A 16,715-nucleotide genomic window follows, 5' to 3' on the forward strand; every position below is an offset into this window, starting at 1 on the left:
GACAACAATGTCAAATGTGCTGGCCCCATCGCGAGCAGGCTCACTCCTACAAGGATTGTGCTTACCTGTTAGAAAGCGTAGTTCGCCGACAGGTAGGTCTGGGCGCTGCTGGTCAGGTCCAGCGAACCCTGTTTGCTGCCACCGCGCTCGCTCATCTCGGTGCTGGCGTTGCTGCGCAGGTAACGGTAACCCAGTTCCACCGAGGTGTTTTGCGAAACCTGTTGCAGGACACCCAACTGGCCGCCGATGGCGTAACCGATGTCGCTGTCGCGGCTGAAGCCTGGCGAATCCTGAGTCATTTTGGTCAAACCGGCCGTGGCGCCGCCGAACAACCTGGTGCTGCCGCCCACCGGGTAGAACAGATCGTAGCTGCCCAGAAGGTTTTCCTGACGCAATTTAATGCCATTGTGTGAGCCCGACACGTTGTCGTAAGTGGCGTAGTAGCGGCCCTGGCTGTTTTGCTGGCCCATACGCACACCCCAGGTGTTGTCCTTGCCGATCACGCCGTCGGCGTTCGGGTGGTTGAGGTTGTCGTTCAGGGCGTGGGACTTTTTGACTTTGTCGCTGGTCTGTCCAAAAGTAAGGCTGGCGAAATTGTCGTCGGAAGCGAAAGCCGCGGTACTCGCGGTCAGGACAGTGAAAGCCAGAAGCAGTTTTTTGAAGCCCGTCATAGGGGAGTTCCTTATGCGCTATGTGCTATTTGGGTACGGGGCAAGGTTACTCACCCCGCCCTGAACTCCCCCTGAACGCACTCTGAACCTGAGCTGAACCAGATCGATCCAGCTGTTTTTGACGACTTTTCTGTCAGGAGATCCGACCATGCGTATGTTTCTCGCTTTCCTCTTGCTGGCCTTGAGCGGGCTCAGCCAAGCCGCGATCAAGACTCAGGAAATCCCCTATCAAAGTACTGACGGCACCAAAATGATCGGGTACTTCGCCTATGACGACGCCATCAAAGGCGCACGCCCTGGCGTTGTGGTGGTGCACGAATGGTGGGGGCTCAACGAGTACACCAAGCGCCGCGCCCGTGACCTGGCCGGTCTGGGTTACAGCGCACTGGCCATCGACATGTATGGCGATGGCAAAAACACTGAGCACCCCAAGGACGCCATGGCCTTTATGCAGGCGGCGTTAAAAGACAGTGGCGCGGCGAGCGCGCGCTTTCAGGCCGGGCTCGATCTATTGAAGAAACAGCCGCAAACCGATCCGAACAAAATCGCCGCTATCGGTTATTGCTTCGGCGGTGGCGTGGTGCTGAATGCGGCGCGTCAGGGTTTACCGCTGGCGGGCGTGGTGAGTTTTCACGGTGCGCTGGCGACCAAGACGCCTGCGACGCCGGGTAGTGTGAAAGCGAAAATCCTTGTTGAACATGGGGCGATGGACAGCATGATCACGCCGGATAACGTGGCAGCGTTCAAGGCTGAAATGGACAAGGCTGGGGCGGACTATAAGTTCGTCAGCCTGGAAGGCGCCAAGCACGGGTTCAGCAACCCTGATGCGGATCGGTTGAGCCATGGCGATCATGGCGGGCCGGATATTGGCTACAACAAGGCGGCGGATGAAAAATCCTGGGCGGACATGCAGGCGTTCTTCAAGAAGATTTTTGGTTGAGCCGGTAGACCGCGGCGCGGCTAATCGCGAGCAAGCTCGCTCCCACACTGGATCTATGTAGCACCATAAATCCCTGTGGGAGCGAGCTTGCTCGCGATGGCCGCGACACCAATCCAAAGCTTTGTACTACCCAGCCTGAGAGCAACCCGGCAAAATGCCCGACATGAATCGCGCCCCCGCCCTACCCATCTGCTGCACTCCACTCGATGCCCATTGGCCGCTGCCGTTTGCGCTGCCCGATACGGTACTGTTGAGCACTCACTTCGATACTTCGCAACTGGCCAGCGATGATTTCCAGCGCAGCGCCATCGAGCCGCCGCCCAGCATCCAGCGTTCAGTCGCCAAGCGTCAGGCGGAGTTCCTCGCCGGGCGGGTTTGCGCTCGGGCTGCGTTGCAACAGTTGGAAGGGCTGAGCTTTACCCCCGCCATCGGCGAGGACCGGGCACCGGTGTGGCCGACGCACATCACGGGCTCGATCACCCACAGCACCGGCCGGGCCTCGGCGATTGTCGCGAAGAAAACCCACTGGCGCGGCCTGGGGATGGACCTGGAAAACCTGCTCAACCCCGAACGGGCCGAGCGACTGGCCGGGGAAATCCTCACCGCGCCAGAGTTGCAACGCATGACTGCTGGCCGTCGCGATCAACTGGCGATGCTGGTGACCCTGACGTTTTCGGTGAAGGAAAGCCTGTTCAAGGCGCTGTATCCGATCGTTCAGCAGCGCTTTTATTTTGAACATGCCGAAGTTCTGGAGTGGAGCGAGAGTGGTGAAGTGCGGCTGCGGCTGCTGACAGATCTGTCCAGTGAATGGCGCAATGGCACTGAGCTGGATGCGCAGTTTGGGGTGGTGGATGGGCAGTTGTTGAGTCTGGTCAGCATCAAGGCCTGAATATTTGTATCGTCGATTCGGGCCCCATCGCGAGCAAGCTCGCTCCCACATTGGATCTATGCAACACCATAAATCCCCGTGGGAGCGAGCTTGCTCGCGATGGCGGCAGATCATTCAACACAGATCTCAACGCTTCTCCTGATTCCTCGGCCAGCTCAGGCTGAAACACGCCCCACCCAAACTCTTGCTCTTGCTGATCAACGCCCGGCCATCATGCCAATGGATGATTCGCCGCACGATGGACAACCCCAACCCATGCCCACCGGAGGCACGGGTGCGGCTGTCATCGAGGCGCAGGAAGGGTGTGAAAATCTTCTCCCAGGCCGTTTCCGGTACGCCCGGCCCGTCATCCTCAACATCCACTCGACAGCGTTGCTGCCCGACCTGATAGCTGACGGTCACCCGTGATTGAGCGTGGCGCATGGCGTTGCTCACCAGGTTCTGCAACGCCCGGTGCAGGTAACGCGGCTCGGCCTCGACCCAAGCGTCGTCGTTGTCAGCGGCGGACAAACACAAACCGCGCTGCACCGTGACCTCGGCGCGTAACGGCGCCAGTTCTTCGATCACCTGACTGACCAACGCATCCAGATCGATCCGCTGAAAATTCAGCGCCGGTGCCCCCTGTTCCAGACGTGCGTAGGTGAGCATCTCGTCCACCAGCCGATCGAGATCCTCGATGTCGTGGTCCATGCCTTCACAGTATTTTTCCAGCGCCTGCGGCGTGGTGGCCGAGCCGATCATTTCCAGACCAAAACGCAACCGCGCCACTGGCGTGCGCAGTTCGTGAGACACGGCGCGCACCAGCTCACGCTGAATCGCCAACAGTTGCTGCAAGTGCTCGGCCATGCCGTTGAACGCCGAAGCCAGCCGTCCCACCGAATCCGCGCCGCGTGCCGGTACGCGGGTTTCCAGGCTGCCCTTGGCGATGCGCGTAGCGGCCGCTTCCAGGCCACGCAAGCGGCGCTCAAGTTGGCGCACCAACAAATAGACGATCAAGCCGATCAGGCTCAAACCCAGGGCGGCGATCAGCACCAGCCACTCCGGCGGATAAGGATTCATCTGATACAACGGGCCGATTTCCAGCACCCACGGCGTACCGACCATGCCGGCAAACACCCGGATCGAATCGCCGCCCTTGCCCAGCGCCATCACGGTGTCGCCCTCCGACACCCGGCGACTCTGGTCCTCGTCCATGTCCGCCTGTTCGATCGTCACCAGCCGCAAGTCGAAACCAAACCCTTTATCGCGCTTCAACTGCGCCAGGCGCTCGGGTTGCTCGGCCACCGGGTAGCGCACCAGTTCATCGGCCAGCAGGTAAATAGTCGCCCGTGCCAGTTGTTCGCTGATCTGCTGGACTTCGCCGGTCAGCACCAGCTGTTCCTTGTCGCTGACCAGTCGATACACCTTCGCTGCATGCGGACCGGTCTGTTCCACCAGCACCTGACCGCGCAGCACGCGGGTGCGCTGGGTGAGGTCGAGGTCGGTCTGGGCGAAGGTCTTCAGCGCCAACGGTATGCCCAGCAAACGCTCCCACACCAGCAAGGCACGGCGGCGCTCGGTTTCGCTCATCGGGTTCAGGTTGTCGGCCATCAGCGAGAACGTGCCGTGGGCGAGGCGTTCGCGGTATTGCTCGCCGCGCACCTGGTTAAGCAGGTGCAAGGCCAGCACGCCGAGTACCGCCACCAGAATCAGCGCCGCGCACATGCCGCCATAGATGCGCAGGAAGATAGAGTTCACAGCGTGCAGGCTTCCGGAACGAACAGATAACCTTTGCTGCGGATGGTCTTGATCAGCCGCGGATGCTCCGGGTCATCGCCGATTTTCGGGCGAATGCGCGAGATGCGCACGTCGATGGAACGGTCCTGGCCGTCATAGCCAATGCCGCGCAATGCCGTGAAAATCTCTTCCCGGGACAGGATGCGTCCGGCGTTGGCGACCAGCAGCCAGAGCAGGTCGAACTCGGCGCTGGTCAGTTCGATGCCGTTGTCGTTCAGCCAGGCTTCGCGCAATGCGTTGTCGACCACCAAGGGTCCGAACTGCAGACGCCGTTGTTTTTCCGGCGCCACTTCAGGCGTTTCACTGCGTCGCAACAGGGCCTGGATGCGCGCCAGCAGCAAACGTGGGCGAACCGGTTTGCACACGTAGTCGTCGGCACCCAGGTCCAGGCCAAGAATCTGATCGGTGTCGTCGGTGCGGGCGGTAAGCATCAGGATCGGGCCGTCATACTTGTCGCGGACCTTGCGGCAGATGCTCAGTCCGTCTTCGCCCGGCAACATGAGGTCGAGGATCACCAGGTCCGGTTTCTCCTTAATGATCCGGGCCGCGGCCAAGGCGCCATTGCCCTCGATCGATACCCGCAGACCATTGGCTTCCAGGTAGTCGCGGGTCAGTTCGGCCAGACGCTGGTCGTCCTCCACAATCAATACCTGCCAGGCTTCTTGCTCCACGGTGACCTCTGCTTGCCAACAACACTTGATAAGGAAGGATCCGCCCGTCTTTTTGTAATGATTGGGGAGGATAAGAATGCTTCTGCATTGGCCGATTGTATAAACGCCGCTCGCCAAGAACACAAGCCGGTAAATGCGTTCGGACAACCCGGAATTTTGTGATAGGGTTCGCGCCCTTAAAAATCCGAATGACTGTTTTCAATCGCTGAAAATCAGTGAAAAACGGTGCGCTCCAGCTAGGTCGCGGCCTACACGCTCGTTCCACGTTTCACACACAATTTACGCACAGGTTTATCCACAGGTAGTACGTTGCAACACCCTCCAAAACGCATTATCTTGTACCTCGGCGCGAAAAAAACCCTACATGTAGGGTTTTACGCCAAAAACCAAACACAAACCGGACACTGATTTCAAGCGCTTTTATTGCCTCTTTCCGGTTGAACCAAACGTATTTTCGAAAGACCAAACCGCGCGTGCGGATGGCTACTGTTTTTGAGCCGAAAACGGCGTTAACGGTACGGGTGTTGCAGTCAGTTACTGTCACCCAAAAGGATCCCGGTTTCAGGTTCAAGGCCTGGGACCAAAGACTTCGGCATGGAAGCGGCGCCCCAATTGCCCCTTCCTGATCTGTCCCGAAGTTGGTATGCCCGGCCCCTCGCCGGTTGTAGTGCTTCAGGACGGAACGGTGGGCACCGTGATGGTGCCCAAACAAACATAGAGAATGTGGAGACAACCCCCCATGCAAACCGACACAACTCGCGAGAACCCGCAGGGCACCTTGCCGCAGGCCGCAGATTCGACTTCGGATCTGTCCGCCACCGCGCCTGGCCAACTGCGCGTGATCAAGCGTAACGGCACTGTCGTTCCTTACACCGATGACAAGATTACCGTCGCTATCACCAAAGCGTTTCTCGCAGTTGAGGGCGGCACCGCTGCCGCTTCGTCGCGAATCCACGACACCGTTGCCCGTCTGACCGAACAAGTCACCGCGACCTTCAAGCGTCGCATGCCATCGGGCGGCACGATCCACATCGAAGAAATCCAGGACCAGGTCGAACTGGCCCTGATGCGTGCCGGCGAGCAGAAAGTAGCGCGCGACTACGTGATCTACCGTGACGGTCGTTCGAAAGAACGCGCCGCCCACGCACCGGCCGAAGAAGCCGTCAACGCTCACCCGTCGATCCGCATCACCCGCGCCGATGGCACCTTTGCTCCTCTGGACATGGGCCGCCTGAACACCATCGTTACCGAAGCGTGCGAAGGCCTTGCAGAAGTCGACGGCGACCTGATCCAGCGCGAAACCCTGAAAAACCTGTACGACGGCGTGGCCCTGACCGACGTCAACACCGCGTTGGTGATGACCGCCCGTACGCTGGTCGAGCGTGAGCCGAACTACTCGTTCGTGACCGCCCGCCTGCTGATGGACACCCTGCGTGCCGAAGGCCTGAGCTTCCTGGAAGTCGCCGAAAGCGCGACCCACCACGAAATGGTCGACCTGTACGCCAAGGCCTTGCCTGCGTACATCGCCAAAGGCATCGAATTCGAATTGCTGAACCCGGTCCTGGCCACCTTCGACCTGGAAAAACTCGGCAAGGCGATCAACCACGAGCGCGATCAGCAGTTCACGTACCTGGGCCTGCAAACCCTGTACGACCGTTACTTCATCCACAAGGACGGTATCCGCTTCGAACTGCCGCAAATCTTCTTCATGCGCGTGGCCATGGGCCTGGCGATCGAAGAGAAGAACAAAGAAGACCGTGCGATCGAGTTCTACAACCTGCTGTCGTCCTTCGACTACATGTCGTCGACCCCGACCCTGTTCAACGCCGGCACCCTGCGTCCACAGCTGTCGAGCTGCTACCTGACCACCGTGCCGGATGACCTGTCGGGCATCTATCACGCGATCCACGACAACGCCATGTTGTCGAAATTTGCGGGCGGCCTGGGCAACGACTGGACCCCGGTTCGTGCACTCGGTTCGTACATCAAGGGCACCAACGGCAAATCCCAGGGCGTTGTTCCGTTCCTGAAAGTCGTGAACGACACCGCCGTCGCCGTTAACCAGGGTGGCAAGCGCAAAGGCGCTGTCTGTGCCTACCTGGAAACCTGGCACATGGACATCGAAGAGTTCATCGAACTCCGTAAGAACACCGGTGATGATCGTCGTCGTACCCACGACATGAACACGGCCAACTGGATCCCTGACCTGTTCATGAAGCGCGTCTTCGATGACGGTAAGTGGACCCTGTTCTCGCCATCCGAAGTGCCGGACCTGCACGACCTGACCGGCAAGGCTTTCGAAGAGCGTTACGAGTACTACGAAGCCCTGTCCGAGTACCCGGGCAAGATCAAGCTGTTCAAGACCATCCAGGCCAAAGACCTGTGGCGCAAAATGCTGTCCATGCTGTTTGAAACCGGCCACCCATGGCTGACCTTCAAAGACCCGTGCAACCTGCGCAGCCCGCAGCAGCACGTCGGCGTGGTTCACAGCTCGAACCTGTGCACCGAGATCACCTTGAACACCAACAAGGACGAGATCGCCGTTTGCAACCTGGGCTCGATCAACCTGCCGAACCACATCACCAACGGCAAGCTGGACACCGCCAAGCTGGAACGCACCGTGAACACCGCCGTTCGCATGCTCGATAACGTTATCGACATCAACTACTACTCGGTGCCACAAGCGAAGAACTCCAACTTCAAGCACCGTCCGGTCGGTCTGGGCATCATGGGCTTCCAGGACGCGCTGTACCTGCAGCACATTCCTTACGGTTCCGACGCTGCCGTCGAGTTCGCCGACAAGTCGATGGAAGCGGTCAGCTACTACGCGATCCAGGCTTCCTGCGACCTGGCCGACGAGCGCGGCGCCTACGAGACGTTCCAGGGTTCGCTGTGGTCCAAAGGCATCCTGCCGCTGGATTCGCAACAGATCCTGATCGAGCAACGTGGCCAGAAGTACATCGATGTTGACCTGAACGAATCCCTGGACTGGGCACCGGTTCGTGCCCGCGTTCAGAAAGGCATTCGTAACTCCAACATCATGGCCATCGCACCGACCGCGACCATCGCCAACATCACTGGCGTATCGCAGTCGATCGAACCGACCTACCAGAACCTCTACGTGAAATCGAACCTGTCGGGCGAATTCACCGTGATCAACCCGTACCTGGTTCGCGACCTGAAGGCTCGCGGTCTGTGGGACGCGGTCATGATCAACGACCTGAAGTACTACGACGGTTCGGTGCAACAGATCGAGCGCATCCCGCAAGAACTCAAAGAGCTCTACGCGACTGCCTTCGAAGTGGACACCAAGTGGATCGTTGACGCGGCAAGCCGTCGTCAGAAGTGGATCGACCAGGCTCAATCGCTGAACCTGTACATCGCTGGCGCATCGGGCAAGAAGCTGGACGTGACCTACCGCATGGCCTGGTACCGTGGCCTGAAAACCACTTACTACCTCCGTGCCCTGGCCGCGACCAGCACCGAGAAGTCGACCATCAACACCGGCAAGCTGAACGCTGTTTCCAGCGGCGGCAACCACGGTGAAGATTCGGTCCTGGCAGCACCTGCCGGCCCTGCTCCAGTGCCGAAGGCTTGCGCCATCGACGAGCCGGATTGCGAAGCTTGCCAATAAGCTGAGCCGGTAGGCGCCGCAAGGCGCTACCTGGATAACCCCCGATCGGTCCTCTGGATTGTCGGGGGTTTTCTTTTGCCTCCAGGAAAGTGATGCCCGGGCTGACGCCATCGCGAGCAGGCTCACTCCTACAGGAGACCGAGTTGGCTTGGAGGAATGCGATCAACTGTAGGAGTGAGCTTGCTCCGGGCGGCGTTCCGACGATGAGGCCAGCACCGATAACCAAGATGTCTACGCCAGGGACAAATCCCGGCCATAAAAAAGCCCCTCTTGCGAGGGGCTCTTTGTGCAGCGTTTTCAGCCAACCCGCATCAGGTCATCTGAATGATGGTCTGCATGATGGTGCTCTGAGTCGAGATGGTCTTGGCGTTCGCCTGGTAGTTGCTCTGCGCCTTGATCAGGTCGACCAGTTCATTGGTCAGGTTGACGTTGGACTCTTCCAGGGAGTTGGAGTGGATCTCGCCCAAGGTACCGGTGTTCGGCGCATCGTAGCCCGGGATACCAGACGAGTAGGTTTCTTTCCAACTGGTGCCGCCTACAGGCTGCAAACCTTGTTCGTTGGTGAAGCTGGCGAGCGAGATCTGGCCGATGGGCTTGGTCTGGCTGTTGCTGAAGTTGGCCAGCATGATACCGCTGGTGTCGATGGTCAGGTTGGTGATCTGGCCGGTGGCGTAGCCGTTCTGCGAAGGGATCGAACGCGCGGTGTCAGCGTTGTACTGCGTGGTTTTGTCCATGGAGACCGTAACGACGCCGGAGGCAGCGCCGTTGGCTGTCCACACGCCATTGGTCACGGTACCCGGAACCCAGCCGGTGACCTTCAGGTCAGGGCTGGTTACCACGGATGGCGGAACGGTCGCTGGAACAACCGGCGTAGTGACCGAAGTCAGCTTGCCGGCGCTGTCGAAGTTCATGGTCGAAGCGACAGGCGGAGTAAGAGGATTGGTAGGGTCGCTGCCATCCGGGTTGCGACCCTCGATCAGGGTGTAGGTCTTCCAGGTGTTGTCAGCAGTCTTGACCATGTATTGATCCATGGTGTGCTTGTTACCCTGGGTATCGTAAATCGGGGTACTGAACTGCTTGGTGAAGGACGCTTCCTTGGACGGGTCAAACGGATTGGTCGTCTGGTTGATGATGGGAGCTGTGGAGTTCAGGTTGATCGTCGACGAAACCGTGGAGGTGTTTTTTGGCGCCAGGTTCGACGTATCGATGCGCAGGTCAGTCAAAACACCATTGAGGATCTTGCCATTGGCATCCACGCCATAACCCTGCAAACGCGCAGAGCCATCGCTATTGGTGACGTAACCGTCCTTGTCGACCTTGAACGTACCGGAACGGGTGTAGGACATCGAACCGTTCTCGCTCAGCACGAAGAAGCCGGAACCGTTGATACCCATGTCCAGCACGTTGCCGGTGTTGTTGACGTCGCCCTGGGTGAACTGCTGGGAAACGTTGGCCAGGCGCACGCCGTTACCGATGGTTTTGCTGCCGGAACCCAGCTTGGTGGCCGAGTAAACGTCTTCGAATTCCGCACGGGACGATTTGAAACCGGTGGTCGCGACGTTGGCGATGTTGTTGCCGGTCACGTCCAGTTGTTTGTTGGCTGCATAGAGACCGCTAAGGCCGATATTGAAAGACATATTCCACTCCTTTGTGCCGTGTTAGTCGGCTCTACATACCAATAGTTTGTACTTTGGACAGGGCAATGCTGCCCAGCCCGGCCAGGTTGAGCATCAACTCACCGCCGGTCTGGCTGATGGTCACGCTGTTGACGGTGGCCGGCAGGTACGTCACCAGCGAGGTCGCCTTGCCGTCGTAGGTCGCCGTAGCGCCGAAGGTATAGGTACCCGCCTTGGCCACTTCGCCGGCATCGTTTTTGCCGTCCCAGATGAAAGTGGAAGTACCGGCTTTCTGGGTGCCCAGGTCGATGGTGCGGACAACCTTGCCATCGGCATCGGTGACCTTGACCTTGACCGGGTCCACCGACGCCGGTACGGCGATGGTGCCGTTGAAACTCTTGGAGGTATCGACCACCGCCTTGTCACCCGGTGCAATAACCGAACGCCCGACCAGCGACGACGCCTGCAACGCCTGGGACGAGTTGTAATTGCTCGCCAGGCCACTCACAGTGGTGTTGAGCGTGGTGATGCCTTCCAGGCTACTGAACTGGGCCAACTGGGCGACGAACGCGCCGTTGTCCTGCGGTTCCAGCGGGTTCTGGTTTTTCAGTTGCGTTACCAGCAACTGCAGGAACGCGTCCTTGCCCAAGGCCTTTTTGCCGGTGGCGCTGTTCGTCGCCGACGCCAGGCCGTCGGCACTGGTGCTGGTCTTGATCGAGGAGTTGGCCAGAATGTCCTTGAGGCTAATGCCACTCGTGGTATCGGTAACACTCATCTGAGTCGCCCCTTATCACTGACCGAGGGTCAGGACCTTCTGCATCATGGTTTTGGCGGTGTTCATCATTTCGGCGTTGGTCTGGAACGAACGGCTCGCGGAAATCATGTCAGCCATTTCTTCCACCACGTTGACGTTCGGGTAGTAGACGTAGCCCTTGGCGTCGGCCGCCGGATGGTTCGGCTCGTAGCGCGCTTCAAGGTTGCTCTGGTCCTCGACCACGCCCAGCACTTGCACGCCTTGACCGGCCGCATCCTGGTTCTGGAACAGCGAATCGCTGCCGCCGCTCTGGCCGCCCTGGAACATGGTGGCGAAAACCGGGTGCCGTGCACGGTAGGTCTGGTCGATGCTCGACGAGACGGTCTCGGCGTTGGCGATGTTACTGGCGACGGTGTTCAAGCGAGTGGTCTGGGCACTCATGCCGCTACCGGCAATGTTGAAAACACTGGATAGAGACATGACTTACTCTCCACGAAGGGCTGACACCAGCCCTTTGAATTTGCTGTTGAGCAGGGTGAAGCTGGCCTGGAAGTTGATCGCGTTTTCCGCGTAGTTCGACTGTTCCAGCTGGGCGTCCACGGTGTTCTGGTCGATCGACGGTTGCATCGGCGTGCGATACAGCAGCGACTCGTCGCCATTGCCCAGGCCTTCGGCTTCGATATGACGGCTGTTGGTCTTGTTCAAAGCGAAAGTGCCGCTCCTGGTCTTCTCGTTCTGCTCGGCAAGCACTTTCGAGAAGTCCAGATCCCGAGCCTTGTAGTTCGGGGTGTCGGCGTTGGCGATATTGTTGGCCAGGACTTCGGCACGCTGAGCGCGGAAGCCCAGGGCTTGTTCGTGGATACCGAGCGCTTTATCGAAGCTGATGCTCATGTCGGAAACCTTCGGGTGACCTGATTTTTCGTAACATGGACATAGCAAGCGTCGTGCCAATTAAAAAAAGCCCGTAAACCGGGGCTTTGCGGGCAGTGGCAAAGTGGCAATGCCAGAAAAGCGGCAACCGATTTCCGCCGCCTGCCGCTTTTCTGCCGCTTATCCCCCCTCCCGCAAGAACACCACCTCCCCCTTGTAGGAGTGAGCCTGCTCGCGATGGCGTCGTGTCAGTCGACATCAATGCAAACTGTCACACCGCCATCGCGAGCAGGCTCACTCCTACAAGGGTTTTGTTGGTGGGATTGGAAAATCATCAGGCATAAAAAAACGGAAGCCCCTGAGGACTCCCGTTTTTCAATGACGCCAACGAATCACTTCGCCTGGTAAATGATTCCCGGGCTGCACTGGACCATCTGGTAATGATCCGGCAAACCGTTCAGCGCCTCGGAAGCACCGAGGAACAGATAACCGCCTGGTTTCAACGTGCTGTGAATGCGCAACAGGATGTCCTTCTTCACCTCGGCGGAGAAGTAGATCAGCACGTTGCGGCAGAACACGATATCGAACTTGCCGAGGCTCGCGTAGCTGTCCAGCAGGTTGAACGAGCGAAACTCCACCCGGCTCTTGATCGGTGCCTTGATTGCCCAGCGCCCCGGCCCTTTCGGGTCGAAGTAACGTTGAAGGCGCTCGGGCGACAGGCCACGACCGATGGCCAGGCTGTCGTACTCGCCGGTCTTGCAGTTGGTCAGCATGGTGCCGGACAGGTCGGTGGCAACGATCTGCACCCCCATCTTCAACTGGCCCATGTTCACGCGCTCGAACTCATCGATCGACATCGACAGCGAATACGGTTCCTGCCCCGACGAACAGGCCGCCGACCAGATCCGCAGACGCTGGCCAGGGGCGGCCTTGATCGCCGCCGGCAGCACCTTGTTCTTCAAGACTTCAAACGGATAGGTATCACGAAACCACAGGGTTTCGTTGGTGGTCATGGCATCCACCACCATCTCGCGCAAACCGCTGCGAGGCTGGGTCTGGATGCGCTGGACCAGCTCACCCAGGGACTTGATGCCTTGCTGTTCCATCAGTTTGTTGAGACGGCTCGAGACCAGGTACTGCTTGTTTTCACCGAGCAAAATGCCACAGGCTTTTTCCAGGAAGACCCGGAACTGTTCAAAATCCAAATTACCCGTAGACAAAGATGCCGCCTCTTAAATCGTATTGACCGCCAGGGGCAAAAGGCCCCTAGCTGATGTCTGCCGCTTTGATCCGGTTGACTACCCGGGATGCCAGGTCATCAGGACGGAATTTGGCAAGGAAGTCATCGGCACCGACCTTCTTGACCATCGCCTGATTGAATACACCCGACAACGAAGTATGCAGGATGATGTGAAGCTTTTGCATGCGAGGGTCGTTGCGGATCTCGGCCGTGAGGGTGTACCCGTCCATCTCCGGCATCTCGATGTCGGAAATCATCATCAGGAACTCTTCTTCCGGCTTCTTGCCCTCGTCGACCAGCTTGCGCAGGTAATCCAGCGCTTGCCGACCGTCGTTCAACGCCACCACTTCGACACCGACCGTCTGCAGGCAACGGGTCACCTGCTTGCGCGCCACCGACGAGTCATCGACCGTCAGTACTCGCAAAGAGAGCGCCTTGTGCTGGGTTTCGACATCCACCACGCCAACGGAAATCGCTTCCGGTGTCGGCGCCACTTCTGCCAGCACCTTCTCGACGTCGATGATTTCGACTAACTGATTGTCGACCCGGGTCACAGCCGTCAGGTAATGATCGCGTCCCGTGCCCTTGGGTGGCGGATGAATCTCCTCCCAATTCATGTTGACGATGCGTTCCACCGACCGCACCAGGAACCCCTGGGTCTTGGTGTTGTACTCCGTGATGATCACGAAGGGATTGCTTTGATCTTTCAGCGCACCGGAACCGGTCGCCATGGCCAGATCAAGAATCGGAATGGTCGCCCCCCGAATATTTGCCACACCGCACACGACAGGACTGGATTTTGGCATCAGCGTCAGTTTGGGGCATTGCAGCACCTCCCGAACCTTGAACACGTTGATCCCATACAGCTGTTGGCCGTCGAGACGGAACAACAACAGCTCAAGGCGATTTTGCCCTACCAGTTGCGTGCGCTGGTTTACCGAATCCATTACCCCAGCCATGCACAGACTCCTACACCAACGCTTAAGTGTGTTGCGACGCGCATTCATCACTAAACGGCACGGCGCTTGCTTTTTAACTCTTATGAACACAGAACCGACATTTTTCCGACGCCTGACATCAAACGCCCGCACATTGCTTTGCGCGGTGTCGGCCGTCTGCCTGTTCAACGCTGGCTGCCCTGCCCTTGCTGACGCGGTTACCTTGCCTGACATGCTTATCGGCGTCACTCAGGGCTTTCTTGAATTCACCGTAGAAGACTATCTGGCGACCAGTCAAACGGAAGGCCGCTACGAGATCGAGGTCAAGCAGCTCGATCCGCGGCTGCGCATGCCCATGTGCGACAAGGAATTGACAGCGTCCCTGGAGAGCCCGGCCACGCCGCTGGGGCGCGTTACGGTCAAGGTGCGCTGCGAGGGCGCGTCACCCTGGACGGTCTTCGTACCCGCTCAAGTGCGTCTGTTTCGCGACATTGTGACCACCACCCGCCCGCTGCGACGTGCCGGTATCGTCGAGCCCCAGGATGTGACCCTGCGCGAACGTGACATCAGTCTGATCAGCCAGGGTTACCTGACTTCCGTCGACCAGGCGATCGGGCAGAAACTTACCCGACCAATGGTCGCCGACCAGGTCATGACCCTGGTGCACATGGAACAGGCAGAAGTCATCACCAAGGGCGACCAGGTGGTGATTACCGCCCGCAGTGGAACGCTCAGCGTGCGCATGCCGGGTGAAGCGCTGTCCAACGGCGGCCTGCGCGAACAGATTCGGGTGAAAAACCTCAATTCCCAGCGGGTCATCAAGGCGCAAGTCATCGCGCCCGGCCAGGTGGAAGTGGCCATGTAGAACTCTCTGTTTGTGAAGATGTGGCGCGCCACTCGACTGTTCCCTAGACTGTGCCCTATGCAGGGCAAGCGCTGACGCGCGCAAGCTCATTGATAATTGGGCCTAAAGTTTTCCCGGGTATGGCCGAAAACATGGCAAGCGTCCAAATACCCAGAGGTTTTTTGTCATGGTCATCGATTTCAGCCGTTTAAACAGTTCCTCGTCACTTACCGGTAGTACACGTACCAGCACCGCGAAGGAAACCGCCGAAGCCGGCAAACCCGCACCGCTGAATACCCCGGCCGAACAGGCCAGTACCGTCAAAAGCGGGGAATCGGTACATCTCAGCAATGAGGCTCAACAGTTGCAGAAGGTCACTGACAAGCTGCGCGATCAGCCTGCCGTCGACAACGCCCGCGTGGCCGAGTTGAAAGCAGCGATTGCCGATGGCAGCTACAAAGTCGACAGCAACCGTGTAGCCAGCAAACTGCTCAACTTCGAAGCCCAGCGCTAGGCCAAGGCCTGCGCCAGGCTTTTGGACGCTTAAAACCCAAGGCCAGCCATGCACGACACTAATTTACTGCAACTGATCACCGACGATTTCGCACCAGCACAGCACTTGCTGGAGTTACTGCAAACCGAGTCCCTCGCCTTGCACGGTCGCGACATGCCACTGCTCGAAGAAATTCTGGCGCAGAAACAGGCATTGATCATTTTGCTCGATCAGCATGGCCGCAAGCGCAGTGAAATTCTCGCCAGCCTCAACCTGCCGACCAATCGCAACGGCCTGGAGCAACTTGCCAGCCATTCGAGCATTGGCGATCAGCTGTTGGAGCACAGCGATGTATTGACCGATCTTCTGGCTCAATGCCAGGCGGCCAACGTCAAGAATGGCCAGTCGATCCTGGTGCAACAGGCCGCGACGGCCAATCAGCTGAAAATTCTCAACGGCGGCGAGCCGCCAGCGCTCTACGATGCGCGCGGATCAACCTCCATGCTTGCGAAGCCACGCCCGCTCAGTCAGGCTTGAGCCTGCTGAATAGCGCGCACTATCAAGACGCGCAACATGCTGGCAGTATGATGGCCAGCCGTAGTCATATTTTGTCTGGAGATTGATGAACCGTGTTCAATGCCTTAAGCGCGGAAGATGCTCCGCAGCCACCCAAGGTGCTCACCACGCCGTTGGAGATCTCCGGCAACCTGCGCCAGCTGCAAGACAGCCATGATCCGCTGATCATCACGTTCCATGAGCGCAGCCAGCGCTTCCAGAGTTATCTGGTGGACCTTGACCGTGACAGCAACATGATTGCCCTGGACGAAATGATTCCCCGCGACGGTGAACGCTTCCTGCTCGCCGGCGAACCGTTCAAGGTCGAAGGCTTTCACGACGGCGTGCGCATTGCCTGGGAAAGCAACGGCCCGCTGACCATCGACGAATCCGGTGGCGGTCGCTGCTACCGTGGCGCCCTGCCCGCCGAGGTGGTTTACCACCAGCGTCGCAATGCATTCCGCGCAGCATTGAAGCTGGCACAACTGGTCAACGTCGATCTGGGCGGTGAAAAGCTCAAGTCGCCGATCAGCGGCAAGCTATTGGACATCTCCGCCACCGGCTGCAAGTTGCGCTTCGAAGGCGACATCACGGGCAGCCTGCAACTGGGCCAGGTCTATGACCGTTTCATCGCCGCCCTGCCCTTTGGCAACATGACGGCACCCGTCGAGCTGCGTTACCTGCACTTCGAAGAAAGGATCTCCACCACCTTCGCCGGCGTACGCTTTCACAATATGAGCGGGCTGGTGCAGCGTCAGGTCGAGCGGTTCGTCTATCAGCTTCAGCGCGAAGCGCGACGCTTCGACAAAGACGACATGTAATAC

At 58.8% G+C, this 16,715-nt stretch carries 16 protein-coding genes; 7 read left to right on the forward strand and 9 right to left on the reverse strand.

Going from position 1 to position 16,715, the window contains the following annotated elements:
• Nucleotides 1-68: 68 nt before the first annotated feature.
• Nucleotides 69-671, reverse strand: coding sequence for a membrane protein (locus VD17_RS04200; protein WP_046052805.1), 603 nt, complete (start codon nucleotides 669-671; stop codon nucleotides 69-71).
• 148 nt (nucleotides 672-819) lie between these two features.
• Between VD17_RS04200 and VD17_RS04205 the strand changes: the two genes are divergently transcribed.
• Nucleotides 820-1,611: a dienelactone hydrolase family protein gene (locus tag VD17_RS04205; RefSeq protein ID WP_046052806.1), complete on the forward strand. Its 792-nt coding sequence runs from the start codon at nucleotides 820-822 to the stop codon at nucleotides 1,609-1,611.
• 163 nt (nucleotides 1,612-1,774) lie between these two features.
• A complete protein-coding gene (locus VD17_RS04210) occupies nucleotides 1,775-2,500 on the forward strand; it encodes a 4'-phosphopantetheinyl transferase family protein (RefSeq protein ID WP_221174428.1) in 726 nt (241 codons plus the stop codon).
• Nucleotides 2,501-2,626: 126 nt separating this feature from the next.
• Here VD17_RS04210 and VD17_RS04215 read toward each other — a convergent pair whose 3' ends face one another.
• Together VD17_RS04215 and VD17_RS04220 are read right to left on the reverse strand one after the other, a co-directional pair.
• Nucleotides 2,627-4,237 (reverse strand): ATP-binding protein, encoded by a 1,611-nt coding sequence (locus VD17_RS04215; protein ID WP_046052808.1) that lies wholly within the window; start codon nucleotides 4,235-4,237, stop codon nucleotides 2,627-2,629.
• Nucleotides 4,234-4,947: a response regulator gene (locus tag VD17_RS04220; protein ID WP_046046510.1), complete on the reverse strand. Its 714-nt coding sequence runs from the start codon at nucleotides 4,945-4,947 to the stop codon at nucleotides 4,234-4,236. Before VD17_RS04220 ends, VD17_RS04215 begins: the two co-directional genes overlap by 4 nt.
• 739 nt (nucleotides 4,948-5,686) lie before the next feature.
• Between VD17_RS04220 and VD17_RS04225 the strand changes: the two genes are divergently transcribed.
• A complete protein-coding gene (locus tag VD17_RS04225; RefSeq protein ID WP_046052809.1) occupies nucleotides 5,687-8,581 on the forward strand; it encodes a ribonucleoside-diphosphate reductase subunit alpha in 2,895 nt (964 codons plus the stop codon).
• A 311-nt stretch (nucleotides 8,582-8,892) separates the two neighbouring features.
• Here VD17_RS04225 and flgE read toward each other — a convergent pair whose 3' ends face one another.
• From flgE to VD17_RS04255, 6 genes are all read right to left on the reverse strand, one after another.
• Entirely contained in the window at nucleotides 8,893-10,218 is a 1,326-nt protein-coding gene (gene flgE, locus VD17_RS04230) for a flagellar hook protein FlgE (RefSeq protein ID WP_046052810.1), read from the reverse strand.
• Nucleotides 10,219-10,249: 31 nt separating this feature from the next.
• A complete protein-coding gene (gene flgD / locus VD17_RS04235) occupies nucleotides 10,250-10,972 on the reverse strand; it encodes a flagellar hook assembly protein FlgD (RefSeq protein WP_046052811.1) in 723 nt (240 codons plus the stop codon).
• Nucleotides 10,973-10,987: 15 nt separating this feature from the next.
• Nucleotides 10,988-11,431 (reverse strand): flagellar basal body rod protein FlgC, encoded by a 444-nt coding sequence (gene flgC / locus VD17_RS04240; protein WP_007937507.1) that lies wholly within the window; start codon nucleotides 11,429-11,431, stop codon nucleotides 10,988-10,990.
• Between the two features lie 3 nt (nucleotides 11,432-11,434).
• Entirely contained in the window at nucleotides 11,435-11,842 is a 408-nt protein-coding gene (gene flgB / locus VD17_RS04245; protein ID WP_046052812.1) for a flagellar basal body rod protein FlgB, read from the reverse strand.
• A 371-nt stretch (nucleotides 11,843-12,213) separates the two neighbouring features.
• Entirely contained in the window at nucleotides 12,214-13,041 is an 828-nt protein-coding gene (cheR, locus tag VD17_RS04250) for a protein-glutamate O-methyltransferase CheR (protein WP_008147958.1), read from the reverse strand.
• A gap of 46 nt (nucleotides 13,042-13,087) precedes the next feature.
• The gene (locus tag VD17_RS04255; RefSeq protein ID WP_046052813.1) at nucleotides 13,088-14,020 is read right to left on the reverse strand and encodes a chemotaxis protein CheV; all 933 of its coding nucleotides are present in this window, start codon (nucleotides 14,018-14,020) and stop codon (nucleotides 13,088-13,090) included.
• A gap of 82 nt (nucleotides 14,021-14,102) precedes the next feature.
• Here VD17_RS04255 and flgA point away from each other — a divergent pair, with 82 nt between their 5' ends.
• The 4 genes from flgA (at nucleotide 14,103) to VD17_RS04275 (ending at nucleotide 16,712) form a co-directional block, all read left to right on the forward strand.
• A complete protein-coding gene (flgA, locus tag VD17_RS04260; RefSeq protein WP_046052814.1) occupies nucleotides 14,103-14,864 on the forward strand; it encodes a flagellar basal body P-ring formation chaperone FlgA in 762 nt (253 codons plus the stop codon).
• Nucleotides 14,865-15,030: 166 nt separating this feature from the next.
• The gene (gene flgM, locus VD17_RS04265; RefSeq protein ID WP_008147951.1) at nucleotides 15,031-15,357 is read left to right on the forward strand and encodes a flagellar biosynthesis anti-sigma factor FlgM; all 327 of its coding nucleotides are present in this window, start codon (nucleotides 15,031-15,033) and stop codon (nucleotides 15,355-15,357) included.
• 48 nt (nucleotides 15,358-15,405) lie between these two features.
• Nucleotides 15,406-15,873, forward strand: a complete 468-nt coding sequence (locus VD17_RS04270) for a flagella synthesis protein FlgN (RefSeq protein WP_046052815.1) — start codon at nucleotides 15,406-15,408, stop codon at nucleotides 15,871-15,873.
• Nucleotides 15,874-15,965: 92 nt separating this feature from the next.
• The gene (locus tag VD17_RS04275) at nucleotides 15,966-16,712 is read left to right on the forward strand and encodes a flagellar brake protein (protein ID WP_046052816.1); all 747 of its coding nucleotides are present in this window, start codon (nucleotides 15,966-15,968) and stop codon (nucleotides 16,710-16,712) included.
• Nucleotides 16,713-16,715: the final 3 nt, after the last annotated feature.

The organism is Pseudomonas fluorescens (assembly GCF_000968015.1).
Classification (GTDB): domain Bacteria; phylum Pseudomonadota; class Gammaproteobacteria; order Pseudomonadales; family Pseudomonadaceae; genus Aquipseudomonas; species Aquipseudomonas fluorescens_W.

What these genes read in the sequence shown, in the direction of transcription:
- VD17_RS04200 (WP_046052805.1), bottom strand. Translation starts at nt 671, where the DNA reads ATGACGGGCTTCAAAAAACTGCTTCTGGCTTTCACTGTCCTGACCGCG.
- VD17_RS04205 (WP_046052806.1), top strand. Translation starts at nt 820, where the DNA reads ATGCGTATGTTTCTCGCTTTCCTCTTGCTGGCCTTGAGCGGGCTCAGC.
- VD17_RS04210 (WP_221174428.1), top strand. Translation starts at nt 1,775, where the DNA reads ATGAATCGCGCCCCCGCCCTACCCATCTGCTGCACTCCACTCGATGCC.
- VD17_RS04225 (WP_046052809.1), top strand. Translation starts at nt 5,687, where the DNA reads ATGCAAACCGACACAACTCGCGAGAACCCGCAGGGCACCTTGCCGCAG.
- flgE (WP_046052810.1), bottom strand. Translation starts at nt 10,218, where the DNA reads ATGTCTTTCAATATCGGCCTTAGCGGTCTCTATGCAGCCAACAAACAA.
- flgD (WP_046052811.1), bottom strand. Translation starts at nt 10,972, where the DNA reads ATGAGTGTTACCGATACCACGAGTGGCATTAGCCTCAAGGACATTCTG.
- flgC (WP_007937507.1), bottom strand. Translation starts at nt 11,431, where the DNA reads ATGTCTCTATCCAGTGTTTTCAACATTGCCGGTAGCGGCATGAGTGCC.
- flgB (WP_046052812.1), bottom strand. Translation starts at nt 11,842, where the DNA reads ATGAGCATCAGCTTCGATAAAGCGCTCGGTATCCACGAACAAGCCCTG.
- VD17_RS04255 (WP_046052813.1), bottom strand. Translation starts at nt 14,020, where the DNA reads ATGGCTGGGGTAATGGATTCGGTAAACCAGCGCACGCAACTGGTAGGG.
- flgA (WP_046052814.1), top strand. Translation starts at nt 14,103, where the DNA reads ATGAACACAGAACCGACATTTTTCCGACGCCTGACATCAAACGCCCGC.
- flgM (WP_008147951.1), top strand. Translation starts at nt 15,031, where the DNA reads ATGGTCATCGATTTCAGCCGTTTAAACAGTTCCTCGTCACTTACCGGT.
- VD17_RS04270 (WP_046052815.1), top strand. Translation starts at nt 15,406, where the DNA reads ATGCACGACACTAATTTACTGCAACTGATCACCGACGATTTCGCACCA.